At 35.1% G+C, this 25,312-nt stretch carries 29 protein-coding genes and 2 tRNA genes; 13 read left to right on the top strand and 18 right to left on the bottom strand.

Features of this window, described 5'->3' with window-relative positions; all coding sequences use genetic code 11:
• Positions 1-222 precede the first annotated feature (222 nt).
• Together E0W73_RS12180 and E0W73_RS12175 are read left to right on the top strand one after the other, a co-directional pair.
• A tRNA-Ala gene (locus E0W73_RS12180) sits at positions 223-296 on the top strand.
• 71 nt (positions 297-367) lie between these two features.
• Positions 368-616, top strand: a complete 249-nt coding sequence (locus E0W73_RS12175) for a GIY-YIG nuclease family protein (protein WP_135222354.1) — start codon at positions 368-370, stop codon at positions 614-616.
• Between the two features lie 82 nt (positions 617-698).
• Here the strand turns inward: E0W73_RS12175 and E0W73_RS21430 are convergent, their stop codons facing one another.
• The gene (locus E0W73_RS21430; RefSeq protein ID WP_162847697.1) at positions 699-857 is read right to left on the bottom strand and encodes a hypothetical protein; all 159 of its coding nucleotides are present in this window, start codon (positions 855-857) and stop codon (positions 699-701) included.
• A 212-nt stretch (positions 858-1,069) separates the two neighbouring features.
• Between E0W73_RS21430 and E0W73_RS12170 the strand changes: the two genes are divergently transcribed.
• The 6 genes from E0W73_RS12170 to E0W73_RS12145 all read left to right on the top strand — a co-directional run bounded on the left by E0W73_RS12170 (position 1,070) and on the right by E0W73_RS12145 (position 6,242).
• Entirely contained in the window at positions 1,070-1,669 is a 600-nt protein-coding gene (locus tag E0W73_RS12170) for a hypothetical protein (protein WP_135222353.1), read from the top strand.
• A 151-nt stretch (positions 1,670-1,820) separates the two neighbouring features.
• Positions 1,821-2,855 carry an oxidoreductase gene (locus tag E0W73_RS12165; protein ID WP_135222352.1) on the top strand — a complete coding sequence of 345 codons (1,035 nt, stop codon included), beginning with the start codon at positions 1,821-1,823 and terminating at the stop codon, positions 2,853-2,855.
• Between the two features lie 200 nt (positions 2,856-3,055).
• Positions 3,056-3,625 (top strand): hypothetical protein, encoded by a 570-nt coding sequence (locus tag E0W73_RS12160; protein ID WP_135222351.1) that lies wholly within the window; start codon positions 3,056-3,058, stop codon positions 3,623-3,625.
• Between the two features lie 195 nt (positions 3,626-3,820).
• Positions 3,821-4,825, top strand: a complete 1,005-nt coding sequence (locus tag E0W73_RS12155) for a PDDEXK nuclease domain-containing protein (protein WP_135222350.1) — start codon at positions 3,821-3,823, stop codon at positions 4,823-4,825.
• A 478-nt stretch (positions 4,826-5,303) separates the two neighbouring features.
• Positions 5,304-5,573 (top strand): Imm17 family immunity protein, encoded by a 270-nt coding sequence (locus tag E0W73_RS12150; protein ID WP_135222349.1) that lies wholly within the window; start codon positions 5,304-5,306, stop codon positions 5,571-5,573.
• Positions 5,574-5,807: 234 nt separating this feature from the next.
• A complete protein-coding gene (locus E0W73_RS12145) occupies positions 5,808-6,242 on the top strand; it encodes a hypothetical protein (RefSeq protein ID WP_135222348.1) in 435 nt (144 codons plus the stop codon).
• A gap of 46 nt (positions 6,243-6,288) precedes the next feature.
• On the opposite strand, the gene E0W73_RS12140 is transcribed toward E0W73_RS12145, so the two are convergent.
• From E0W73_RS12140 to E0W73_RS12130, 3 genes are read right to left on the bottom strand one after another with little or no spacing between them, the layout of a single operon-like run.
• Positions 6,289-7,251, bottom strand: a complete 963-nt coding sequence (locus tag E0W73_RS12140) for a lipid A deacylase LpxR family protein (RefSeq protein ID WP_244248480.1) — start codon at positions 7,249-7,251, stop codon at positions 6,289-6,291.
• Positions 7,235-8,017, bottom strand: a complete 783-nt coding sequence (gene mtgA / locus E0W73_RS12135; protein WP_135222346.1) for a monofunctional biosynthetic peptidoglycan transglycosylase — start codon at positions 8,015-8,017, stop codon at positions 7,235-7,237. Before mtgA ends, E0W73_RS12140 begins: the two co-directional genes overlap by 17 nt.
• The gene (locus E0W73_RS12130; RefSeq protein WP_135222359.1) at positions 8,017-9,129 is read right to left on the bottom strand and encodes an NAD(P)/FAD-dependent oxidoreductase; all 1,113 of its coding nucleotides are present in this window, start codon (positions 9,127-9,129) and stop codon (positions 8,017-8,019) included. Before E0W73_RS12130 ends, mtgA begins: the two co-directional genes overlap by 1 nt.
• Before the next feature lie 225 nt (positions 9,130-9,354).
• Between E0W73_RS12130 and E0W73_RS12125 the strand changes: the two genes are divergently transcribed.
• Both E0W73_RS12125 and E0W73_RS12120 read left to right on the top strand, forming a co-directional pair.
• Positions 9,355-11,256: a S9 family peptidase gene (locus tag E0W73_RS12125; RefSeq protein ID WP_135222345.1), complete on the top strand. Its 1,902-nt coding sequence runs from the start codon at positions 9,355-9,357 to the stop codon at positions 11,254-11,256.
• Between the two features lie 177 nt (positions 11,257-11,433).
• Positions 11,434-13,875 carry an ATP-binding response regulator gene (locus tag E0W73_RS12120; RefSeq protein ID WP_135222344.1) on the top strand — a complete coding sequence of 814 codons (2,442 nt, stop codon included), beginning with the start codon at positions 11,434-11,436 and terminating at the stop codon, positions 13,873-13,875.
• A 9-nt stretch (positions 13,876-13,884) separates the two neighbouring features.
• Here E0W73_RS12120 and E0W73_RS12115 read toward each other — a convergent pair whose 3' ends face one another.
• The 12 genes from E0W73_RS12115 to pdxA all read right to left on the bottom strand — a co-directional run bounded on the left by E0W73_RS12115 (position 13,885) and on the right by pdxA (position 22,331).
• On the bottom strand, positions 13,885-15,231 hold the full coding sequence (locus E0W73_RS12115; protein WP_135222343.1) for a sigma-54-dependent transcriptional regulator: 1,347 nt from the start codon (positions 15,229-15,231) through the stop codon (positions 13,885-13,887).
• Positions 15,232-15,360: 129 nt separating this feature from the next.
• Positions 15,361-15,651: a hypothetical protein gene (locus E0W73_RS12110; protein ID WP_135222342.1), complete on the bottom strand. Its 291-nt coding sequence runs from the start codon at positions 15,649-15,651 to the stop codon at positions 15,361-15,363.
• 14 nt (positions 15,652-15,665) lie between these two features.
• Positions 15,666-15,962 (bottom strand): PepSY-like domain-containing protein, encoded by a 297-nt coding sequence (locus tag E0W73_RS12105; RefSeq protein ID WP_135222341.1) that lies wholly within the window; start codon positions 15,960-15,962, stop codon positions 15,666-15,668.
• A 24-nt stretch (positions 15,963-15,986) separates the two neighbouring features.
• A complete protein-coding gene (locus tag E0W73_RS12100; protein WP_135222340.1) occupies positions 15,987-16,277 on the bottom strand; it encodes a hypothetical protein in 291 nt (96 codons plus the stop codon).
• 30 nt (positions 16,278-16,307) lie between these two features.
• Positions 16,308-16,604 (bottom strand): hypothetical protein, encoded by a 297-nt coding sequence (locus E0W73_RS12095; protein ID WP_135222339.1) that lies wholly within the window; start codon positions 16,602-16,604, stop codon positions 16,308-16,310.
• Positions 16,605-16,671: 67 nt separating this feature from the next.
• Positions 16,672-16,968 (bottom strand): hypothetical protein, encoded by a 297-nt coding sequence (locus tag E0W73_RS12090; protein ID WP_135222338.1) that lies wholly within the window; start codon positions 16,966-16,968, stop codon positions 16,672-16,674.
• A 350-nt stretch (positions 16,969-17,318) separates the two neighbouring features.
• The gene (accC, locus tag E0W73_RS12085) at positions 17,319-18,665 is read right to left on the bottom strand and encodes an acetyl-CoA carboxylase biotin carboxylase subunit (protein WP_135222337.1); all 1,347 of its coding nucleotides are present in this window, start codon (positions 18,663-18,665) and stop codon (positions 17,319-17,321) included.
• 85 nt (positions 18,666-18,750) lie between these two features.
• On the bottom strand, positions 18,751-19,236 hold the full coding sequence (accB, locus tag E0W73_RS12080; RefSeq protein WP_135222336.1) for an acetyl-CoA carboxylase biotin carboxyl carrier protein: 486 nt from the start codon (positions 19,234-19,236) through the stop codon (positions 18,751-18,753).
• 23 nt (positions 19,237-19,259) lie between these two features.
• Positions 19,260-20,258: a beta-ketoacyl-ACP synthase III gene (locus E0W73_RS12075; RefSeq protein ID WP_135222335.1), complete on the bottom strand. Its 999-nt coding sequence runs from the start codon at positions 20,256-20,258 to the stop codon at positions 19,260-19,262.
• 174 nt (positions 20,259-20,432) lie between these two features.
• The gene (gene rpmF / locus E0W73_RS12070; protein WP_008465217.1) at positions 20,433-20,627 is read right to left on the bottom strand and encodes a 50S ribosomal protein L32; all 195 of its coding nucleotides are present in this window, start codon (positions 20,625-20,627) and stop codon (positions 20,433-20,435) included.
• A gap of 9 nt (positions 20,628-20,636) precedes the next feature.
• Positions 20,637-21,176 carry a YceD family protein gene (locus tag E0W73_RS12065; protein WP_135222334.1) on the bottom strand — a complete coding sequence of 180 codons (540 nt, stop codon included), beginning with the start codon at positions 21,174-21,176 and terminating at the stop codon, positions 20,637-20,639.
• Positions 21,177-21,281: 105 nt separating this feature from the next.
• Complete coding sequence (pdxA, locus tag E0W73_RS12060) at positions 21,282-22,331, bottom strand: 4-hydroxythreonine-4-phosphate dehydrogenase PdxA (RefSeq protein ID WP_135222333.1); 1,050 nt, start codon at positions 22,329-22,331, stop codon at positions 21,282-21,284.
• Between the two features lie 57 nt (positions 22,332-22,388).
• Between pdxA and E0W73_RS12055 the strand changes: the two genes are divergently transcribed.
• The gene (locus E0W73_RS12055; protein WP_135222332.1) at positions 22,389-22,979 is read left to right on the top strand and encodes a riboflavin synthase; all 591 of its coding nucleotides are present in this window, start codon (positions 22,389-22,391) and stop codon (positions 22,977-22,979) included.
• A 33-nt stretch (positions 22,980-23,012) separates the two neighbouring features.
• Here the strand turns inward: E0W73_RS12055 and E0W73_RS12050 are convergent, their stop codons facing one another.
• On the bottom strand, positions 23,013-23,246 hold the full coding sequence (locus tag E0W73_RS12050; protein ID WP_135222331.1) for a hypothetical protein: 234 nt from the start codon (positions 23,244-23,246) through the stop codon (positions 23,013-23,015).
• 429 nt (positions 23,247-23,675) lie between these two features.
• On the opposite strand from E0W73_RS12050, the gene dcm reads away from it, so the two are divergent.
• Positions 23,676-24,698, top strand: a complete 1,023-nt coding sequence (dcm, locus tag E0W73_RS12045; RefSeq protein WP_135222330.1) for a DNA (cytosine-5-)-methyltransferase — start codon at positions 23,676-23,678, stop codon at positions 24,696-24,698.
• A 10-nt stretch (positions 24,699-24,708) separates the two neighbouring features.
• Positions 24,709-25,158, top strand: a complete 450-nt coding sequence (locus tag E0W73_RS12040) for a hypothetical protein (protein ID WP_135222329.1) — start codon at positions 24,709-24,711, stop codon at positions 25,156-25,158.
• Between the two features lie 59 nt (positions 25,159-25,217).
• Here E0W73_RS12040 and E0W73_RS12035 read toward each other — a convergent pair.
• A tRNA-Ile gene (locus tag E0W73_RS12035) sits at positions 25,218-25,291 on the bottom strand.
• Between the last annotated feature and the right edge of the window lie 21 nt (positions 25,292-25,312).

The following is a 25,312-nucleotide window of genomic DNA, read 5'->3' as shown; positions in this document are numbered from 1 at the left end:
AAAATCGGGAAGGCGACAGTTCGAATCTTGGTGTTCTTCGCAAAATAAAAGGGGGATTAGCTCATTTGGCTAGAGCGTCCCGATGAAAAATCGGGAAGGCGACAGTTCGAATCTTGCTATTCTTCGCAAAACAAAAGGGGGATTAGCTCATTTGGCTAGAGCGTCCCGATGAAAAATCGGGAAGGCGACAGTTCGAATCTTGGTGTTCTTCGCAAAATAAAAGGGGGATTAGCTCATTTGGCTAGAGCGCTACGCTGGCAGCGTAGAGGCGACCGGTTCGAATCCGGTATTCTCCACAAATAATATAAATAATACCCAAATAGATATTGAATCTGTTTGGGTATTTTTTTTTTTTAGCATCATTTCTATGTTTTATACCTACATCATATATTCGGAAACACTAGACAAATATTATGTTGGTTCATGTCAAAATATTGAGCAACGTTTACAAGATCATTTAAATAGTAAAAGTAAATTCACAAAAGTTGCAAAGGACTGGAAATTAAAATATTTTGAGACATTTCCAACAAGAAGCGAAGCTTGCAAAAGAAAATTACAAATCAAGAAAATGAAAAGCCGAAAATATATCGAAGACCTTATTAAAACAAAAGGCTAGAGTTTTTCAGAAGAAAAGAAAATTCTGCAAAGGACTCAGAATTTTAATGCCAAAAATTCAATATTATTTCTCATTTGCCACATCATCTGAATCTACATCGGCTTTTTTCGGCTTTTGTAAAATCGTTATTCAACAAATTTTCTAATTTCTTTTTCTCTTTAAGATTTTTTCTAATTGTCAATACTACTAAAACAACAATCAAAACAGCGACTACTCCTATTACAATCCAATTAATTTCCATAGTTTAAATTTTAACTCAAAGTAAAAATTTAAACTACTTACCATATTATCAAAAGGTTAAGAAAACAATTCTGAAGCAGTTTTTCATAATCCTATAATTTGAAGGATATTTCTTTAAAAGGTTTCTTATTTTTGTTTAGAGTCTCAATCATTTTAAAAACGACAAAACTTATAACTGTCGCCAAAGAGTTAAAAGCTACTAAACACTAAAAAATGAAAAAAGAAATATTAGATCGAATCCAGCAAATCGGCGGAAACATCGACAAAGTAAAAGGAAATTCATTACAGGAAGTTTTACAGTCAATAGAATTCAATCACCCTCTATATACCGACTATTACGAAGATGAACTATACGGAATCGACGAGTTTTATGCCGATAACCGTGAATTATATTTGGAAAGCAGAAAACAATTTTACGACCGTTTACTAGATCATTTTTTCTCTGATCACGAACATCCTTATGGACAAGATTTTTATAGAAATTTTCTTTTTACGCCTTTTAAAAAAGGCACAAAAGATTTTGAAGAACTTGACGGTTTAGTAGAAGAAAGCGAAGTTAGAGAAGTTGTCAAAGGCACAGAGTTAGATTTTATCTGTATTTGTTATTCATACGGATATCCAGATCACTTCTTTATCTGTTTAACAGATCCAAATCCTGAAAACCCAACCGTTTATTCAACTGATCACGAAGTCTTTTTCAGTGAAATTGAAGACGAAGGAACCCTTGAAGACTTTCTTAAACGTTATTTGACTAAAGATGAATTTCTAGAAATAGTTAAAAATTATATTGAGAATGAAAAAACGGATAAATAATTTTCACTCAAAGATAATCCTGCTCTCATCATATCATCTTTACATCATATTCCAAATTCAGGCAAAAAACTTATTTTTATCATACAAAAGCAAATGCCTTTTGGAGAAAAAACAACCAAACGCCATAATTACAAAGTAAAACTCCAAATCTATGAACTTAAAAATTCAGACTTTTTTTGTTGCCACGACATTGCTGCTAATTTCGTGCGGCGATAAAAAATCAGAAAACAAGAATACGGTCAGCCCAGTTCAAAACGCTTCGGTTGAAACCGATACTACACAAACCTTAGAACAACAAGTACCACGAAAAGAATCCATCAACTTGTTCAATCTTACTTACAGAGATAGCAGCAGTGTTTCTTTTGTTTCTCTTTCAGACATCTATCCGATGGACGGAACCGATTCAGATTCACTTGTTCTGCCAGATCCGAAGAAAATGGAAAAAAAAGCTTCGCAGTATTTTACGTTGGATAAAAATTACCGGAAAAGATTCTTATCAAAAACTGGAATTTCAGAAAGCGATTCGATTTTTATTTACGATTATGCTAAAAATAAACTGGTTGCCTTGGCTATAAAAAACCTTAAAACAGCCGCTTTGATAAACGGTTATGCCTCCGAAGAAGATTGGCCATACAACCGTTACGATTACATGACTGGATTTGAAATCAGCAACAAATATCTAAAAGGATTTAGTGACTATTATACGGACGTTCTAGTATATGCCGGCAAAGAAAACCCGTTTGTTCGTGGACAGTTAACTCCAATAAAATGGCAAAAAACAACTGCCAAGTCTTTTCCATCAAAACCTCTGACCAAAGAAGGAAAAGAATATGTTGGAGACGCCAAAAAAGGAGACACGCACAAGTACACCGCAAACGGATTTGATTATTTCCTCCAGGACTATCTCGACGAAAGAAAATTTGTAGCCGCAAGACGATTGCTTGTAATCGATTCTAAAACCAAGGAAGTCTATATCGAAAAATTTTATGGAAGAGGTGAAGGAACTTCAGTTTCGCCTTTAAACCATGAAGCCGAGAACGGAGTTATCCAATGGACGGGAAAACTCTTTAAAAACAAACCATTCGTAGTGTTTGGTTTTCAATACGAATCATTTGGCTGTCCAGGAATTTCGTTTATAGATAAATCAAACGAAGATGTTTACATTCAATGCGACAATAGGCATTAATTAATTTTCAGCAGCAGTAGTTTTCGTTTCCAAATCACGACTTCTCCCCGTTGTTCGCCAATCCCATATCGCTCACGGAGAACGTTTTATTTCTCAAGAACGAGCAACTATTTTAAGAAACTCGAATTAAAGTGACATAAATAAAACGGCCAACAAAATCTGCTTTGAAATAAAAAGAACAACCAACAAAACCAAAAATTATGTCCGAATTAAGCTCATTATATTGTAAAGTAAAAATCACAAAACCACAACTCAAAAAATTTCTAAACGCTCCACTCGACGAGCCGGAATTAAATCAAAATTGGCTCGATTTCTGGGAAAGTCGAAAGATGTATTCTAAATCTATTTTGACACAAGAATTGCTTCGCACCTATAATGACAACAGCAATCAAGAAGTTGTCGATGGCTGGATTGATTATCCTGAAGCAATGGCTTTTTCTGATTATGATGAAACGACTGAAGAATGGCACTGGGGCATGATGTTTTTCAGCGAAAATTATGTAGAAATGATTCCGATGTTTGCATTTATCATCAGTTTAGAAAAATACGTTACCGAAAGTCAGGAAAACAAAGCAATTGTTTTTCCGTTCTTTTGGGGCGACGATTCTGTTGACGCTTATATCTATTTTGAAAATGGGAAAGCAGTTTTAAGTCCGAAAGTGCAGGTTTTAAAAGATGTAGATTCTGAATTTGTAGAACAAACCAAAGATTATCTGGACAAAAAATGGGACCAGCTCTCGAAAGAAATGAATTTAAATGATTTGGATTAATCTACTTTCTCATCCAAAAAATATCATTTTACTGATCTATAATTGAAATAGCCATTTCTAAGAAATTAGAAGTGGCTGTTTTATTTAATCGACTATTATTCATTGGCTTATTATAATATAATAATAACTTTTGCTAGCTTCTTTTCCATAACTCGTCTCTTAATTTTATTCACACAATTTATTTTAGGAATACTCATGCAGCTAAAAAAAGAACTCGTAGAACAAGTACATACTATTATTGCCAATGCAAAAGACAGAGCCATCCGTTCTGTTGATACGGAACGAGTACTAATGTACTGGCAAATAGGCAAAGTGATTTTAGAAGAAGAACAAGACGGTAAAGAACGAGCAAAATATGGTGAATTTATCATAAAATCATTGTCAAACGAACTCCAGCCCAAGTTTGGCAGTGGATTTTCAATTCGGCAATTGGAGAGATACAGACAATTTTACAGAATATTTCCAAATACGTCCGCACTGCGGACGCAATTTAGCTGGACGCACTACAAAACATTATTAAGCATCGCAAATGAAGACAAAAGAACATTTTATATTGCTGAAACAGAGAAAAATAATTGGACGGCGAGAGAGTTAGAAAGACAAGTAAATAGTCAACTTTTTGAACGTCTCTTATTGAGCAACGATGTAAAATCTGTATTGACCGTTGCTAGACAAGAAAAACTTCCAACAGAGGCCAAAGACATAATTAAAGACCCAATGATACTGGAGTTTTTAGGATTAAAACGAAAGGCATCTTATTATGAAAAAGATTTAGAAAGCGCAATCATTACACATCTACAAGATTTTTTACTCGAAATTGGTAATGGGTTTTCTTTTGTTGCAAGGCAAAAACGTATACATCTAGATGGTGATGATTTTTTTGCTGACCTTGTTTTCTACAATAGATTATTACAAGCTTTTGTGATTATGGAAATCAAAACAGAAAAATTGACGCATCAAGACATCGGACAATTGCAGAAGTATGTTAACTACTTTGATCGCTTTGAAAAACAAGATTTTGAAAATCCAACCATTGGAATTTTGCTATGTGCAGACAAAAACGACGCGATGGCAAAAATAACCCTACCTGAAAACAATAAAACAATTATTACCAGCAAGTACCAACTATATCTACCAACCGAACAACAGCTAATAGCCGAAGTAAAAAAGGAAATAGAAAAATTAGATGGCAAAGATTAATTGCTGACCACCGAGACTTGAAATTTCAGATAAGTTTTAATATTACAAATAAAAATGACCTTATATTTTATAAAAGCGTGGTTCCTAATCATCACATTTAGTCTTTTAATTTCTGACTTTCTATTGTATAATTTTTTTGAGATGCAAGATGAAACTAAAAGCTGGTGGCTAATTATACTTACAGGTTTGTCCTTTTATTATTCTTTAAAGTTTGTTTTCTTATTGTCTCTTTCCTCGGTTTCTATTTTTCTGAATACTTATGAATCAATTAGAAACAACAGCTTTTATTCCCTATTATCTTATTGTGGTATTCCATTTATAACATTAGTATATATGATGTTGAGTGACGTATCAATAAATGAGTTAGATTTTGCGGCAATGAAAACGGGTTGGCATTTATCAATCCTATTGATTCTGCCACATTTGATAATAACTCTAATCGCCTATTTACATTTCAGAAAAAAAATAAAAATTGACAATGAATAAAATAGAAGTTTTACTAAGCAATGTTGACGCATATTTCAAAGAACATCCATCACATTTTGGCTGGTTGTTTATTGTATTGGGAATCGTACTTTTTATTGGCTCACTTAAACGCTGGAACTGGGTTTATGAAGACAAACCTGGTACAATCTGGGGAACACAATGGATAATTGAAACATTTGGTTTTAAAACTGCTCAAGTTCTTAAAATCTTGTTCAGCCTACTATTTATCGGACTTGGCATTATCTGGCTTTTGTTTTATTAAAGTATACCCGTTGGGTGTAATATTTTAACACATAGAAGCATAGTTTTTTGTGCCGAAAAAAGAAAATGGAAGAAACAAGTTTCTACACATAGCTAAACTATGTGAATTTAGACTAGTGAAACGTCTTTTTTAAGTTTAGTTAAACTATGTTTCTATGTGTTGAAAATAATTTCACCCAACGAGTTAAAGTATAATTTTATCTGTAATTACTATTCACCTATAACTAAACCCAGAATGAAAGCTTTAAAAAAAATACAAAAACTGATTTTTAGCCTCACTATTCTTTTTTTATCCCTAAACAATTCTAACGCACAGTCAACTTTAACCTTAAAACAGTTAAGCAAAAAATTTGGAGGAACATGGTACAATAGCACCAAAAAACACTATCTCACTTTTACTTTTGAAAAAGGATATGATTATGTAACGGTTGCGACCTGGAAAGGCAAAATAAACAGCCTCCAAAACATAGACGTATATAAAGCCTACATTGAAGCCAATAAACTAATACTTCCAGCAGAAAATGACGATCATCATGGCTGTTATTGCGAAATTGATATAGAAAAAAATCTTCTTGTCTACAAATGCAATCAGGGATTGAACTTTACAGACAATTTTTTGAATACTAAAAAACCGATTTTTGTAACTCTTTATAAAAAAGTAAAAAATTAACTTTTCTAAACCTTACATAAAATCTTTACGCCTCAGTGACAAAAACTTAATGAAGTAAAAACCCCATTCGAATCGAACCATAAAAATAACCCGAATTCGTATCAATTCCTGGATCTCTCAATTCCCTTCCTCGATAAATAAAAGAATACGAAATATTAAAGTTATTGCGGCGGTATTTTAAACCGGCTTCGGCATTAAATCGAAGCGGTTCCAGCTCAAATGTAATCGGACTTGTATCATTAAACATACTGCCTTCAATGGTGGCATCGTAAAACTGATAATTGACACTTGGCATTGCGTAGAAATAAAACTCCCGAATATCCGGCTGCACACTTGCACTTACCGAAGCATCATGAAGATTGGAATCGTAAACCGGAAGTAATTTCTTAAACCCAAATCTAGCCATAAAACCAGTTGAAACACCTGTGAAAATTGTTCCTACATTGGCCTCTGACTGAAAATGAAGATCTAAAAAATCATTATGTTTTGATGGAAACATTTTTTTGGAGTACATAACGTGCGCCTGTAGCCCAAGCGCATTATGAATCTGGTTCTCCCAGCCAAAAACTTTTTTGTAACCTATAATTTTATGAAATCCTTCCTGAAGTTCTTTTCCCATCGCATTTGGTCCGACAAAACCAACCTGAATATCTGTTTTTAGAACCGATTCGCTTTGGTAAAAAAAGCTTCTGCCTGCTTCCGCAAAAAGATAAGCCGCAAAAGGCCGATCATTTATGTCAACCGCTGCTTCGTTAATAAATCTCGGATTGTACAGATATTGCCCAATTCTGAACTCCGTAATTTTTTTATTGATTTTCTCGTTGTCGTTTTTACCTAAAAAGCGATAAAAAATTTCAAGACCATTGGTGTAATACATATCATTTTTGGATGAAGTATACAAATCATTATCGGTTATAAAACCGATTTCCGAAGTTTTTCCTTGTCCAAAAGTCAATGTTGTGGTTAATAGCAGAAAAGCAAGAAGCGTTTTTTTACTTTTCCTTGCCATCGTAATTGATTTTTCCAACATAACGCATTTCGCGCACGATTCGTTCTTTTCTTCTATTGATATAGCTTGAAGATCCTGTAGCTTTAAATTTTCTTGGATTTGGCAGAATTGCCGCAATTCCGGCTGCCTGCATTGGTGTTAAGCTCGAAGCATCTCGGCGGTACCAATGTTCTGTAGCAGCGTATGCACCGTAAACACCGTCGCCCATTTCAATGCTGTTCAGATACACCTCCATGATGCGCTCTTTTCCCCAGATAATTTCAATTAGAACGGTGAAATAAGCTTCAAGACCTTTGCGGAAATAACTTTTTCCTTGCCACAAGAAAACATTTTTTGCTGTTTGTTGCGAGATGGTACTGCCGCCTCTAATACGGCGTCCGCGTTCGTTGCTTTTATAAGCTTTTTGAAGCGCTTTAAAATCGAAACCGTTATGAGTCAAAAATGTTGCATCTTCGCTGGCAATAACCGCTTTTTGCAAATTCATTGATATTTTATCAAGTGGTTCCCAATCGTGGTCAAAATAGACTTCTTTTCCTGCCCATTTATTTTCGATGGCACGAATAACCATTAAAGGTGTGAATGGTACCGGAACATATTTGAAGAAAATTACCGAAGCAATCGAAATTCCGAAAAACCACAAAGCTGCTTTGATAAAAAACCATTTTATTCTTTCGCCCCAAGAGCGATTTCCTTTTTTTGAAGCCGTTTTTGGTTTAGGTTTACTTGCCGTTGTTGTTTTTTTTATCGGTCTTTTGGTTACTCCCATTATATTAAATCTGCTAATTCGGTTCCTATTAAACTTCCTATTGCCACCCCCATTCCTCCTAAACGTACTCCGCAGAACACATTTTCAGAAAGTTGGGTTACAACAGGATTCTTGCTATTTCCGACTCCCATGATACCACTCCATCGGTGGGCAATCTGAAAATTCTGATTTGGTAAAATTACATTTTTCAGCAAATCTTCCAATTTATTTTGAATAATTTTCGTCTGACCAAATTCGGTTGTCGTTTCGCCATCAAAATCAAGGTTTCTTCCTCCGCCTAATAAAATTCTGTCGTTTATATTTCTGAAATAATAATAACCTTTATCTAAATGAAACGTTCCTTTTATGTCTAAATTATGAATCGGTTCTGTAATTAAAACCTGTGCTCTGGCAGGCTTAACTGCTCCATTTGTAAGTGATGCGGCAAAACCATTTGTAGCAAAAAGCAGTTTTTGGGTTTTAAAACTAAAATGATTCAAAACAACTTCGACATGATTTCCTGTTTCTGCATAAGAGGTCACAGTCTGCTGATTGAGAATTAAAATACTTTCTGAAACCGCTTGTTTTAGCAATTCCTGCATCATATTTCCCGTATCAATCTGTGCTTCAAACGGATTAAAAATCAAATAATCATGAATATTTTCAAATCCAAAACGGTCTACTTCTTTTGAAAAAACAGCAGCTTTAAAAAGCGGTTTTAAAACTTCATTGATAAACGGAATTTTAGAAACACATTCGTTAAATCCAAATTCGTCTTCTTTCAAAAATAATTCGTAGCCGCCGTGAGGCTTAAAATCAATTGCTTTATCTCCTAGTTTTTTTCGGAGCAATTGGAGTCCTTTCCATCTTTTTTCGATAAGTGCCACAACATCCTCTTCTGAATGTGTTTTTAGGTCCTCCATAATTTCAGACAGACTTCCAAAACAAGCAAAACCTGCATTTTTGGTACTGGCTCCCTGGGGCAACATTCCACGTTCTAAAACCAGAATTTTTGCGGCTGGAAATCTTTCGCGCAAGCGCAAAGCTGTATGAAGACCAACGATTCCGCTTCCTACAATGGTGTAATCAATATTTGTAAACCAGTTTCTTAATTCCCAGTAGCTTAGTTCCATCATTTTATTAAATTCCAATTTTAAATTCCATATTCCAAACTTGGGTTAAATTACAAAACTTAATCAAATTCCAAATCTAAAATTCCAAATTCCAAGGATCAAACTATATCAACTTTGGAATTTGGAATTTCACGTTTGGAATTTTAACACTAATTGAGATTTGGATTTTAACTAATTGGATTTTAATTGTTGTATTTTTAGCGCACAAAAAATAGAATTTTTATTATGAAAAAAGTAGTAGTAACAACCTTAATAATGATGAGTTTAAACGCTATCGGACAAAATGTAATGTCGCCGGAATTGTTATGGAAATTAGGACGAGTAACAGCTCTCGGAATTTCAAAAGATGAAAAAAATGTAGTTTACAAGGTCTCTACGCCTTCGGTAGCCGATAACAAATCGACTTCTAAGCTTTATATTATTCCGGTTAACGGAGGAAATGCCACTGAAATTAAAGACACAAAAGACGTTTTAAAAGACAAAAACATTTCGCCTGACGGAAAATTTGTAGTTTATAATGACGAAGTTAAAATAGAAAAAGTTTTAGGAAAAGATTTTTATCCAAATCTTGACAAATCTCAGGCTCAAATCTACAATGGTTTAGATTATCGTCATTGGGATACTTGGAACGAAGGAAAATACAATCACGTTTTTTATAAAGAAAACCAAGAAGGTGCAAAAGGAATCGATATTATGAAAGGCGAAATTTTCGATTCGCCACAAAAACCTTTTGGCGGCGATGAAGATTACATCTGGTCTCCTGATAGCAAAAGCATTTTTTATGTCTGCAAGAAAAAAGCAGGAACCGACTATGCCATTTCTACCAACACCAATATTTACGAGTACAACTTAGAAACTCAGAAAACCACCAACAAAACCGAAGACAATTTGGGTTACGATACAGCGCCACAGTTTTCTCCGACGGGAAATTTATCTTGGTTGCAAATGAAACGTGACGGTTACGAATCGGATAAAAATGACATTATTGTTGAGTTTAAAGGCATCAAACAAAACTTGACTGCCGGCTGGGACGGAACTGTAGATAATTTTATCTGGAGCAAAGACGGAAAAAATGTGTTTTTTGTGGCTCCAGTCGATGGAACAAAACAGCTTTTTACAGTTAATTTTCCAGGCGTAACAAGAATCGCAATCAACGTTCGACAATTAACAAAAGGAGATTTTGACGTTAGCGATTTGGTCGGCATTGTTGGAGATGAAATTATCGTGACCAGAACCGATATGAATCACGCAGCTGAAATTTACTCTTTCAACTTAAAGAAAAACAGCTGGAAACAAATCTCGAATGTAAATACCGACACTTACAAAACTTTAGCCTTAAGCAAAACAGAAAAACGTTATGTTACCACGACCGACGGTAAAAAAATGCTGGTTTGGGTAATTTTGCCTCCAAATTTTGATGCCTCAAAAAAATATCCAACTTTGTTATTCTGTCAAGGAGGGCCACAAAGTCCGTTGACACAGTCGTATTCTTTCCGTTGGAATTTCTCTCTAATGGCCGCTAAAGGTTATGTAGTTGTGGCACCAAACCGTCGTGGAATGCCAGGACATGGTGTTGAATGGAATGAGCAAATAAGTAAAGACTGGGGCGGACAAGTAATGGACGATTACCTTTCTGCAATCGACGATGTCGCAAAAGAAAGCTATGTCGACAAAAGCCGCTTAGGATGTGTTGGAGCGAGTTACGGAGGATATTCTGTATTTTATTTAGCGGGAATTCACAAAAACCGTTTCAAAACTTTTATTGCTCATGATGGTGTTTTCAACACGGTTTCAATGTTAGGAACAACTGAGGAGGTTTTCTTTAACAATTGGGATTTTGGCGGACCTTACTGGGAAAAAGATAATGCTGCAGCACAAAAAGCTTATACTATTTTCAATCCGGCAACTTTGGTTCAGAACTGGAATAAGCCAATTTTGATTTTCCAAGGAGGAACCGATTTCCGCGTGCCGATTGGTCAATCTCAAGAAGCTTTTCAGGCAGCGCAGTTGCGAGGCATCAAAAGCCGATTTGTGTATTTTCCAGACGAAAATCACTGGGTACTAAAACCGCAAAATGCTCAGGTCTGGCAAGGAGAATTCTTTAAATGGTTAGAAGAAACTTTATAAGAGCAAGAAAGACTAAAAAACAGCCGTAGATTTTACATAATCTACGGCTGTTTTATTGTGTTAACATAGCAATTATATAACATATTGATAGTGAATTCTATTTATAAAACAGATTTTTTTAAATAAATTGCAAGTGAATTTTAGAAGCAAATACCTCGTCAACCCCAGATAAATATTATGGAGAGCAAAAAAAGTTATACCGCACTCAAAGTGTTATTCAGTTATGTTGCATTACTCGCTCTTGTGGTTACGGTTGGATGGTTTTTATATTCAGAAAATGTAGTTTATAACAATCTTGAAGATAAAATTGCATTTGAAAAAACCAAAATACTTCGCGTTAGCAAATTATTCTCTAATGTCTACAAAACCGAAGGCCTTGCCAGACAAACTATTCAGACCAATTCTGATAAAGACTTCAAGAATTATTTGATTGAAAGTGATTCGCTACGTCTTCGCATTGATACTTTAAAACAGATTGTAAGAACAGAATATCAAAAAACATTGCTAGACAGTGTTACTTATTTTTTGGCTGAAAAAACAAAAAACATCAGACAACTAAGAGAAATAAAAAACAAAGCAGATGACGAAACCTCTGTAAATAATGCCATTGACGAAATCACCAAAATGGAGTTCAATCTTAGAAAGTTAGAACTTCAGGACTTTACCAAAAATCCAAATCAGCTTGGCACTTACCAGCGCAGCGTACTCCAGAAATATGTTGATTATCTCAACCAGAATATTCCAGACGACAGCACCAATACATTGAGCAAAAAAGCGTCAGATTCTATTTTGGCTAATTCCAAAAAACTGCTGAGCTCGGTTAAAATGAAAGCCGAAAAAAAGAAGGAATCCTTAAATTTTGAAGAAAACAAACTTCTTCAGAATGAGATTGCCATTTCAGACCAACTGCGAAAAGTACTTCGAATCATCGAAAGGGAAATTATTATCAACTCCATAAAAAACAATTCATTAAAAGAAAAATCACTAAAGAGAGTCAACGAAATTGTAACAGCTTCGGCGGTAATCGGTTTACTGCTGACTGTTTTCTTTTCGATATTGATTGTCAGTGATTATTCGAAATCACAGCTTTATAAAAAACAGCTAGAAATCGCCAACTTCAAGACCAAAAATCTTTTAAAAAGCCGCGAACAGCTGATTTCTACAGTGAGCCATGATTTAAAAACGCCTTTGAGCACCATCGTAGGCTATTCTGAACTTTTAGGAAATTCGGATGTCAATACCAAGCAGTCGTATTTCATTAAAAATATTAAAAATTCGAGCGAATATATCACACAGCTTGTTCAGGATTTACTAGATTTTTCTCAGATAGAAGCTGGAAAAATCACGATTGAAAAAGTTCCGTTTTTTCTACCAGAAATAATCGAAGATGTTGCCAAAAACATCCAAACAGTTTATAAACAAAAAAACATCGACCTGATCATCAATGTCGACGAAAAATTGCACAAACGTGTTGTGGGCGACCCATTTCGTTTAAAACAAATTTTGACCAACATTGTCGGAAATGCTTATAAGTTTACCGAAGAAGGATATATCAAAATTGCTGCTTACGCTAATGAAAACCAGACCTTTACTATCACAATTGAAGATACTGGAATCGGAATTGAAAAAGCAAACCAAAAACTGGTCTTTGAAGAATTTGCGCAAGCCGATGAAAACATCGAAAAAAAATACGGCGGCACCGGTTTAGGATTGTCCATCTGTCAAAAAATAATTTCTATCCTGGGAGGAAAATTAAGCTTGGAAAGCACTTTCGGAAAAGGAAGCACTTTTACCATCGAACTTCCTTTATCGTTTGACAACAGCGAGAATCAGACGGAACAAGTTAAAAAACAACCGACATTTATAAACAACAAAAAACAGATTTTTGTAGTGGTTGACGATGATATAAACCTGCTGAATTTGACAAGCGGTGTCTTAAAACAAGAAAAACATCAAGTCATGTCGTTCAGCAGTGCATCTAAAGCGCTCGAAAGCATTCAGAACAAACCTTTTGATTTTGTCATAACCGACATTCAGATGCCGGGAACAGATGGTTTTATGTTTTTAGAAAAACTAAAAAACTCTCCAGATATTTATTATCGAAACCAACCTGTGATTGCACTTACGGGAAGAACAGATTTGGATCTTTCTGTTTACATTGACGCTGGATTTACTACTGTTGTTAAAAAACCATATTCTCCAAAAATACTTTTGGAAACCATTCAGCACATCCTCGATAATGACGAGATTCCGAACACAACAGATTCTGAAATGTTGCAGACTGACAATACAGAGCTGTACACCTTAGAAACCTTAAAAGATTTTTTAGGACATGACGAAAATGCCTTAAAAGAAGTCATTCGCTCTTTTATAGAAAGCAGCGTCGAAAATCTCGAATTGCTGGAAACTGCCATTAAAGAAAAGAATACAGAAGAAATCAAATCTATTGCGCACCGTATCGCACCAATGTTCAAACAAATTCAGGCAAATGAAATTGGCGAAATATTGAAAAATATTGAAAAAGATGAATTTAGCACCGATCTCTTTACCAACAGATACAAAGATTTAATAACCAAAACAGCGGTCTTGTTTGAAGCGTTAAAGCAAGAATTATTATAGAGCAAGCCTTTACTGCTCTATATTATATTGCTTAAGTTTGTTGTAAAGCGTTTTTCGTGTAATTTTTAGCAGTTTGGCCGCTTCAGACTTATTATTCTGCGCTTTTGACAAGGCATGAATAATAGCTTCTTTTTCGTTTTCTGACAATGAAAAAACAGTATTCGACGGTTGTTTCTGAATCTGGAAAAATTCTGCCGGCAATACCTCGCTTTCAATAAAATCTCCTCTTGTTAACAGCGCGGCACGTTTTACACAGTTTTGCAATTCACGTAAATTCCCTGGCCAGCTGTAGTTTTGAAAAATAGAAACCACTTCTGGCGAAAAACCGATCACTTCTTTATGCAGTTGCTGATTTGCTTTTTCTAGAAAATAATCGGCAAAAACCATCAAATCTTCTCCTCTGTCTTTTAATGATGGAGACTGAATCGAAAATTCATTGATTCTATGGTATAAATCTTCTCTAAAATCGCCGTTTTTTACTGCCTCGCGTAAATCTTCATTGGTAGCCGTAACAATGCGGATATCGACGTTTATTTCCTTATTGCTGCCCACCGGTTTGATTTTTCTTTCTTGAAGAGCCCTCAATAACTGAATTTGATTTTCATAGGAAAGGTTTCCGATCTCATCCAGAAAAAGCGTACCGCCGTTTGCAGCTTCAAAATAACCTTTTTTATCGCTGATGGCTCCTGTAAACGAACCTTTTAGGTGGCCAAAAAATTCGCTAGCTGCCAATTCTTTCGGAATAGCACCACAGTCGACTGCAATAAAATTATTGTCTTTTCTTCTACTTTGCTGGTGAATGCTTTTGGCTATAATTTCTTTTCCGGTGCCGCTTTCGCCGATAATCAAAACAGACATATCGGTTGGACTAACCAATTGTATGTGATCGAGCAATTTTTTTGAAGCAGGAGAAATTCCTTTCACAAAATCATTTTCCGACGAAGATTGCTTTTTAGGCCTCTTTTCTTTTGCTGGAGCCTCCTCTTCTTTTAATTGAGGAGTCTGCAAGGCATTAGTAATAACCAAAAGCACCTCATCTGGATTGAAGGGTTTAGAAATATAATCTGCTGCGCCATTTTTGATTGCTTTTACAGCAGTGTTCACATCAGAGTAGCCCGTCATGAGAATGACAGGAATATGAGGATATTCGTTTTTAAATTCAGACATAAGTCCGATTCCGTCAGAATCAGGCAGACGAAGGTCGGTCAAAATTAAATCAAAAGATTCTTTTTTGACTGCTGTTCGTGCTTCTGCAGCAGAGAATGCAACGGTTACATCATAGGCTTTTTTAACCAGGAATTTTTCGAGTAATTTACAAAAAGCGATGTCATCTTCTATCAATAAAATCTTTTGCATTTGCTTGGAGGGACTTTTTTGCTAAAATAATACTAATAAAATTGTCTTTTCATAAAATTATGCAAAAAAAAAGAGATTGCGTTGCAGCAATCTCTTTTTCACCAAAAACATAAATCTAAATTCACCTAATTATATCTTCAACCAGTTACCATTGACATCTGAGTAAACAGTAGCCTTTTGGTCTTTAACTGATATTTCAAGTTTGTATTCTTTTTTATCGTTTACAAATGCTTTCTCCAGTTTTGCCCCTGGATAAGCGGTCTGCAAGGCTGTTTTAACAGCTGCAGGTACAGCATCTGCAGTAACTTCAGTGTATTCTGATTGAACAGAAACAACTGTTTGAATGTCTTCAGAAACCATCATTGCATGAGTTGACATCGTTCCGATTAAAATTGCTGCTGATAAGATTAGCTTTTTCATAATGCTGTATTTAATTATTTTTTGATGATATTACCAGAAGCATCTGTAAAAACAGTATACTTTTTGTCACCGCTAGAAATTTCCAGTTTGTACTGGTCTTTGTCGTTTTTATAAGCTTTTTCAAGCTTTGTGTTCGGAAAAGATTTTTCAAGCGTAGATTTTACAGCTGCAGGAACAGCGTCTGCTCCGATTTCAGTAAATTCATCTTGAATAAGTACCGATTGCGTAGTCGAAACTACTGGGTTTATAACTGCGGCATTAGCCGATAAACCACCTAAAACAATCGCTGCTGATAAGATTAACTTTTTCATAATTATATTATTTTTAAATTAAAATTACTTTTTAAGAATTTTACCAGTAGCGTCTGTGTAAACGATTGACTTTTCGCCACGAACCGTTACTTCAATTTTGTATTCTTTTTTGTCATTTACCCATGCTTTTTCAAGCACTACACCAGGATAAGCATCATCTAAAGATTTTTTGATTGCTGCTGGAACACCGTCTACTTCTTTGTATCCATCCTGATCATTAACTGCAATTGCCATTTGATTGGTTTTTACAGTGGTTTCTGCATGCATCGACAAACTGCCTAAAACAATTGCTGCCGATAAGATCAACTTTTTCATAGTAATAGTTTTTAAGGGTTAGTGTTGATTTTATTGTTTGATCCAGGTACCGTCTGCATTTGCAAACAGATTTCCTGTTTTGTCACCTACAGTAACTTCAAGTTTATACTCTGATTTAGCGTTTTTAAATGCTTTAGTTAGTACTGCATCTGGATAAGCTTTTTTAAGCGCATCTGTTACAGCAACAGGAACTTCAGCTATTTTAACTTCAGTGTATTCATCCTGAATAGAAATTGTTTTTACGATAGTATTTGAGATTGGCGAAGTTGAAGCAAATGATGTTAAACCTCCCAAAACGATTGCGGCTGATAGAAATAAATTTTTCATGATAGCTATTTTTTAATATTGTTAATTTTATCTTAGTATTCTTTATCTGGATTTTCACCGGAGCAGATTATTTTTGGATCCAAGTTCCGTCTGCGTTAGCGAATAGGTTTCCTACTTTATCACCAACAGTAACATCCAATTTATATTCTGATTTTTCGTTTTTGTATGCTTTAGTGATTACTGCATTTGGATAAGCTTTTTTCAAAGACTCAGTAATTGCTGCTGGTAATTCTTCTAATTTGATTTCAGTATACTCATCTGCAACAGTAATCGATTTTACGATAGTGTTTGATACTGGTGAAGTTGAAGCGAATGAAGTTAAACTTCCTAAAACAATTGCGGCTGATAAAAATAAATTTTTCATAGTGTATATATTTTAAATGATTAATAGTTGTTTACGCTTTACATAATGAAATTATTATGCCGAAACCGAATACCGCTATGCCAAACCCGCTTAACCCTTGTCTTTAAAGGGATTTAGATAAAATATGCCAAAATGAACAAAATGTAAAAAGTGTGTAACCTGAAGGAAAAGTGTGTAATAAGTAAACACTAAGGGTGTAACCTTGAAAAAAAATCCAAATTTTAAAATTCCAAATTCCAAACTTTAAAACTCAAACCTGAAATTTTAGGTTTGGGTTTTGGAATTTGTTTTATTGGAATTTATAAAGGCATATAAAATAAAAAGGCTGTCAATTTTGACAGCCTTTATAATTATTCTGGATTATTCATTTTAAATGTATCCATAAATGCAGTTGTATAATCTCCTGCAATATATTTTGGATCATCCATTAATTGTCTGTGGAAAGGTATTGTAGTTTTCACACCTTCGATTACGAATTCATCCAAAGCTCTTCGCATTTTACTGATAGCTTCTTCACGAGATTGTGCCGTTGTAATCAACTTAGCAATCATAGAATCGTAATTTGGCGGAATGCTATAACCAGAATATACGTGAGTATCTAAACGCACTCCGTGTCCTCCTGGCATATGAAGCGTAGTGATTTTTCCTGGAGAAGGACGAAAATCGTTATATGGATCTTCAGCATTGATACGGCATTCTATAGCGTGTAATTCTGGCATGTAGTTTTTACCAGAAATCGGAATTCCTGCAGCAACCATAATCTGCTCGCGAATCAAATCATAATCGATAACCTGCTCTGTGATTGGATGCTCTACTTGGATACGAGTGTTCATTTCCATAAAGTAGAAGTTTCTGTGTTTGTCAACCAAGAACTCTACAGTTCCAGCTCCTTCATATTTAATGAACTCAGCAGCTTTAACAGCAGCCTCACCCATTCTAGCACGAAGTTCATCTGTCATAAACGGAGAAGGAGTTTCTTCCGTTAATTTTTGGTGACGACGTTGAACAGAGCAATCTCTTTCAGAAAGGTGGCAAGCTTTACCATAGGCATCTCCCACAACCTGAATTTCGATGTGACGTGGTTCTTCAATAAGTTTCTCCATGTACATACCGTCATTTCCAAATGCTGCAGCGGCTTCCTGACGTGCGCTTTCCCAAGCTTTTAAAAGCTCATCTTCTTTCCAGATAGCACGCATTCCTTTTCCACCACCACCGGCAGTAGCTTTCATCATTACTGGGTAACCAATTTCTTTAGCTACTTTTTGTGCATGTTCGTAAGATTCTAATAATCCGTCTGAACCTGGCACACAAGGAACTCCTGCCGCTTTCATTGTAGCTTTTGCAGAAGCTTTATCTCCCATACGGTCGATCATTTCAGGAGCCGCACCAATAAATTTGATTCCGTGCTCTTGACAAATTTTAGAGAATTTAGCATTTTCAGAAAGAAATCCATAACCTGGATGAATTGCATCTGCATTTGTAATTTCTGCAGCTGCAATGATATTTGACATTTTCAAATACGATAAGTTACTCGGAGGAGGACCAATACAAACCGCTTCGTCAGCAAATTTAACGTGTAAACTTTCTGCATCGGCTGTAGAGTAAACTGCAACAGTTTTGATTCCCATTTCCTTACATGTACGAATTACACGTAGTGCAATTTCTCCTCTATTCGCAATTAATATTTTTTTAAACATCTTATTTAAATTAAAAATTACAAATTCCAATCTCCAAATTCCAACTCATTGGATTTTGTGACTTTTCTATTGGAATTTTTAAAAATTATGATGGATCTACTAAGAATAAAGGTTGGTCAAATTCAACTGGAGACATATCGTCTACAAGAATTTTCACAATTTTACCAGAAACTTCAGATTCGATTTCGTTGAATAACTTCATTGCTTCGATTACACAAAGAACATCACCTTTAGATACAGTGCTTCCTACTTCTGTGAAAACTGGTTTGTCTGGAGATGGTTTTCTATAGAATGTTCCAATGATTGGAGATTTTATAGTAACATATTTAGAATCGTTAGCCGCTGGTGCCTCTGGAGTTACATTTACAACTGTTGGAGCTGTAACTTGTGGAGCTGTAGCTTGTGGTAAAGCAGCCTGAGCTGGTAATTGCTGTACATAAGTTGCCTCAGTTACATTTGTTTCTAAAGTTGTTCTGATTGTGATTTTTACATCATCCATTTCTAACTTCACTTCTGCAACGCCCGAATTTGCAACAAATTTGATTAGGTTTTGAATTTCTTTTAAATCCATAATGATTCGTTTTTAGTTTTAATTTATTTCTTATCGTAAGCCCATTTCAAGTAAATAGATCCCCAAGTGAATCCACCACCAAAAGCGGCAAAAATAACATTATCTCCTTTTTTGAACTTATCTTCAAAGTCAGCCAATACTAACGGAAGTGTTCCTGAAGTTGTATTACCGTATCTTTCGATATTTACTAATACTTTAGAATCTTCAAGTTCTAATCTTCCTGCAGTAGCATCAATAATACGTTTGTTGGCCTGATGCGGCACTAACCAATCTACATCTTGATTTGTCAAATTATTTCTTTGCAAAATCAATTCGCTTGCATCGGCCATATTGGTAACAGCATATTTGAAAACAGTTTTACCGTCTTGCATAATATTGTGCTGTCTGTTTCTAACTGTTTCTTCAGTTGGCGGAATCAAGGATCCTCCGGCAGGAATTTTAAGGAAGTCGCGTCCTACACCGTCACTTCTTAAATATTCGTCCTGCAATCCCAAACCTTCATAATTTGGTTCAAAAAGAACTGCTCCTGCTCCATCACCAAAAATAATACAAGTCGCTCTGTCTTTATAATCAACGATAGAAGACATTTTATCTGCCCCAATCAAAAGTACTTTTTTGTAACGTCCTGACTGTACATAAGCCGCAGCAGTCGACATACCATACAAGAAACTTGAACAAGCTGCCTGCAAATCGTATGCAAATGCATTTACCGCTCCAATTTCTGTTGCAACATACACTCCTGTAGAAGCCACCATCATATCTGGTGTTGCAGTTGCCATTATTACCATATCAATCTCAAGGGGATCAATATTAGCTTTTTGGATTAAATCCTGTGCTGCTTTTATGGCAAGGTACGATGTTCCTTTATCAGCATCTTTAAGAATTCTTCTTTCTTTAATACCTGTTCGAGTAGTAATCCACTCGTCATTGGTATCGACCATTGTTTCTAAAACTTTGTTGGAAAGCACAAAGTCTGGAACGTAGCCTCCGACAGCGGTAATTGCGGCTGTGATTGTATTCATTATATTCTATTATTTCCTTTCAAATTATGATTAATTTGAAAAATTTTTAAAAGACTCGAAAATTACAAAAAAAATCGAAGCGAATTTGACTGTATTTTCTTAAAAAACAAAAATTATAACCAACAAAAAAAACTCCCACGATGTGAGAGTTCTAGTATAATTTAGAAAAACGTATTAAGCAACCGCTTCAGATTTATCGATCACAACTTGCCCTCTGTAATACATTTTACCTTCGTGCCAGTAAGCTCTGTGGTATAAATGTGCCTCACCAGTAATAGGACATGTAGCAATCTGAGCTACAGTAGCCTTATAGTGTGTTCTTCTCTTGTCTCTTCTTGTTTTCGAGGTCTTTCTCTTAGGATGTGCCATTTTACTATATTATTTATCCGTTAATAGTTTCTTTAATTTTTCCCAACGCGGGTCAATATCTTCTTCTTTATTCTCTACTTTTTCTTCTTTGACTTTTAGTTCATTAAGTTTATTTAAAGCTTCTGTCTGAAGACTTCCGTCTTTAACACCTGGATGAACTCTTTTTAGTGGCACCGAAAGGACAATCATTTCGTAAATGTACTGCGCAACATCTACCTCAAACTCTCCATGCGGTAAAATCAGCAATTCTTCGTTGTCGTTATTGAATTCTTCTCCAAAACGAACAATCAGTTTCATTTTGCCCTTAATCGGAAGATCAAAATCTTCGCCAGTCAAATCACAAGGCACATTTACGGTACCTTTGTGCTTAAAATCCAGCTCCAGCATATTGCTTTTCTTATCTAACACTAAATTTACTTTGATATCTGAATTTTGAAATTCTTTATAATCAAAGTTGTCAAAGAACGCATTATTTATCTGATACTCAAAATGGTGTTTTCCTAGTTTTAATCCTACGAAAGGAATTAAAAATTCTTTTGTTTTGCTCATTTCAACATCAATTTGAACAATTCAATTCTAAAAATAGACATCTGAATTGGGGTGCAAAGATATAAAATAATTATAAATCTAATAATCTTATGCACCTTTTTTTGTTTATAACTGTTTTTCTTTTATTTTAAGAGGTTTTTGGCTAATCTCCTCATACTGATTACGCGAGCGAAAAATATCAATCGCTAGATATACTGCTTCTTTAAATGAATTGTAATCTGCCATATCCTTTCCGGCAATATCGTAGGCTGTGCCATGATCCGGAGAAGTCCTTACCTTATTTAATCCTGCTGTATAGTTCACTCCTTTGCCAAAAGACAAGGTTTTAAACGGAATCAGTCCTTGATCATGATACATTGCTACAATAGCATCATATTTTTCATATTGGCCGCTTCCAAAAAATCCGTCTGCCGGAAAAGGTCCAAAAGCCATTGTCCCTGAGTCGAATATCTTCTTTAAAGTCGGCTTCAAAACCAAATCGTCTTCTTTTCCAATCACACCGCCATCACCTGCATGCGGATTTAATCCTAAAACTGCAATTTTAGGTTTTACTATGCTAAAATCTTCAACCAAAGATTTTCTGATTGTTTCGATTTTTTTGACGATAAGTTCTTCTGTTAAGTGAGCCGAAACCTCATTTAGCGGAACATGATCCGTAATCAACCCTACACGAAGATTATCCTGCACCATCATCATTAATGCATCGCCTTCCAGCTCCTGATTCAAATAATCGGTATGGCCCGGAAACTTAAAATCGTCTGATTGTATGTTGTACTTATTGATTGGAGCCGTTACCAAAACATCCACATCGCCTTCTTTTAATGCTTTTGTAGCCGCTACAAATGATTTTATGGCGTATGTTCCAATCTTTTCGTCATTTTTTCCAAAATTAATATCTACTCCTTCTCTCCAAAGATTGTATACGTTTACTTTGCCCGGCAAAACCTGATCCAGCTTATCTACTCCATGAAACTGAACTGTCGATGTAAAGCTTTTTCTAACAAATGAAAGTATTTTAGCATTTGCAAAAATAACCGGTGTACACAATTCTAACATTCGGCTGTCTTCAAATGTTTTCAATATTACTTCGCTTCCAATACCGTTTAAATCTCCTACTGAAATTCCAACAATTATATTTTCTGCTTTTTTATTCATGAGCTCAGCTTATTTATTACTAATTTTGATCTGCAAATTTAGTAAAATAAAACCACAATGTTTACAGGAATTATAGAAACCCTCGGAAGGATTCACGAAATACAAAAAGAAAAAAACAATCTTCACCTTACAATTGAAGCTTCTATTACAAACGAATTAAAGGTTGACCAAAGCGTTTCGCATAACGGAATCTGCCTTACCGTTGTAGCCATAAAAGATTCTTTCTACACTGTTACGGCAATTGACGAAACGATTTTAAAAACCAACATTGGAGACTGGAAAGTTAACGATATTGTCAATTTGGAAAGAGGAATGAAACTTGGCGATCGTCTGGACGGACACATCGTACAAGGCCATGTTGACCAGACTGGAATCTGCACCAAAATTGAAGAAGCAAACGGAAGCTGGAATTATACTTTTGAATACGATAAAAGCCTAAATAACATTACAATCGAAAAAGGTTCCATTACGGTTAACGGCGTAAGTTTGACAGTGGTGAATTCTAAAACCAACGAATTCAGCGTTTCAATCATTCCATATACTTATGAAAACACCAACTTCAAGAATTTTAAAGTCGGCACAAAAATCAATTTAGAATTTGATGTAGTGGGGAAATATATTTCGAGACTTTATGCCATAAATAAATAATTGCAGACTTATGACAATAAAAAAAGCTTCAGATTAAACTGAAGCTTTTTTTATTTTATTTTTATAATGAAACCAACCTCCTAATGCAATACCGCTAAGCAATAGGGCAACAATATTCTCATCAATTGGTGTACCTTCACCAACGGGAACACTGGTTGTAGATCTAGCAGTTTGTGGTGGAGGCGGATGAGTTTCATCAGCTATAACTACTGAAATATTCAAAACTATTAATGCAATAGATAATAAAGGGGCTTTTATTTTTTTCATAAATTCAGGGCTGTTAATAATGCTATATTATTAATAATTTCCTTGTTAGAAACTTCTCACAATCGTTAGTTGCGCTAGAAAAATCTTTGACAAAAGTATAAGATTTTTGAACAATTACAACTTTTAAATCAAAAAAGCTTATCTAAATTGGCTTCTTAAACACCCAAATACATCGTTTTGCCCTTAGAAAACGATATAGTTGGCAAATAACCAAATTCAAGACTTTTTTCGCAGCATCAGAATTTACTGATTTTAAACTTTATAGATTCCAAAACTTTTGCTAAAACCATCAATATCTGTTTGCTCCACAAACATCGAAATCAAAAACAGCGATTACAAGCAAACATCTTCTAACAGTCTTTTTGAATTAATATATTTGCATTGCATTAACGCAAACATTTAGACCAAAAACGCTATCAAAACAGAAAAATGAAGAATAATTTTACAGTAGGAAGTTTATATGCAGGTGTCGGCGGAATATGTTTAGGTTTTGAAAATGCCGGTTTTAAGCTCGAGTGGGCAAATGAATTTGACAAAAACGCTTGTATCACCTACAAAAAAAACTTCAAACATACTTTAATCGAAGGCGATGTAATGCAGCTAGACGTAAAGACTCTGCAAAAAATCGATATTCTTACTGCAGGCTTTCCGTGCCAGCCTTTTTCTGTTGCGGGTTATCGAAAAGGATTTGAAGACAGCCGCGGCAATCATTTTTTTAAAATACTGGATTTCATTGACGAAATGCGCCCAAAAGTCGTCTTTCTTGAAAATGTAAAAAATCTAAAAGGTCACGACAACGGCAATACCATGAAAGTGATCGAAAAAGAAATCAAAAAAAGAAATTACACTTTTGACCATGCGGTTTTAAACACCAAAAACTTTGGAAATATCCCACACAATAGAGAACGTATTTTTATTGTTGCCTTTGACAAAGATTTTGTCCAGAACAACAATTTCGAATTTATTTTCCCCGAAAAGGAAACTTTGTCCAAAACTATCAATGATTTAATTTTAAAGGAAAAAGTTGAGGACAAATTCTATTACAAAGAAGACAAATATATGTTTGGCATGCTCAAAGAAGCCGTAACAAACAAAGACAGAATTTATCAGTTTAGACGACAATATGTCCGCGAAAACAAATCAAATGTTTGCCCTACACTTACTGCCAATATGGGAACCGGCGGCCATAACGTACCGATTATCACCACCCCATTCGGATTCAGGAAACTGACTCCCAGGGAATGTTTTCGATTTCAAGGTTTTCCAGACGATTACAAACTTCCAGAAATTTCAAATTCGCATTTATACAAACAAGCCGGAAATTCGGTAAGTATGCCTGTAATTCAAAGATTGGCTTCAGAAATACTGAAGAATCTTGAAACTGCAGCTTCTAAAAAGAAGAGGAAAGAAAAGTCTAAGCAATTAAATGTTTCAGATTCAATAAAACAATAGAAGCAACAGTATGATAAGAAAAAGACTTTCAAACAGTTTAAACAGCAAACTTATTCTTCCATTTGGCGCCCTACTTTTATTTTTTGCTTCTAGCTGCAATCATTCTGTTGAAGAAAACAAATACAATGGAAAGTGGATTTTACAAGACCAAAACTATAATGAAGACATTATTTTCAAAAACGGAAATTACACTAAAAACTATAGCAGCGATGACCTTAGAGTCAACTCAAGCGGAAAATTCTATCTCAATAAAAACGATAATAGAACAGGAATTACAATATCATTAATTCCCAACAAAATAATCAGTGAGAAGGACACCATTTTTCAAGAATGCGAAAACTTAGACATTATCGAGATTAACGATAGCATTATTGTGACTCAAAAACCAACCCAATGGATTAAAGGGACAAACGATAAATATGTTAGGATGAATGAAACACTCATTTATAAGAGGTTTTAAAACAGATTCCCATAAAAAAAGCCTCTACATTTCTGTAAAGGCTTTCGGTTCTTAAAGTGTGGTCCCACCTGGGCTCGAACCAGGGACCACCTGATTATGAGTCAGGTGCTCTAACCAACTGAGCTATAGGACCGGTTTAGAGGATGCAATATTA

Source organism: Flavobacterium foetidum, assembly GCF_004634245.1.
GTDB classification, from domain to species: domain Bacteria; phylum Bacteroidota; class Bacteroidia; order Flavobacteriales; family Flavobacteriaceae; genus Flavobacterium; species Flavobacterium foetidum.
The sequence above is the reverse complement of the archived record's forward strand: the minus strand, read 5'-3'. Positions and strand labels throughout refer to the sequence as shown.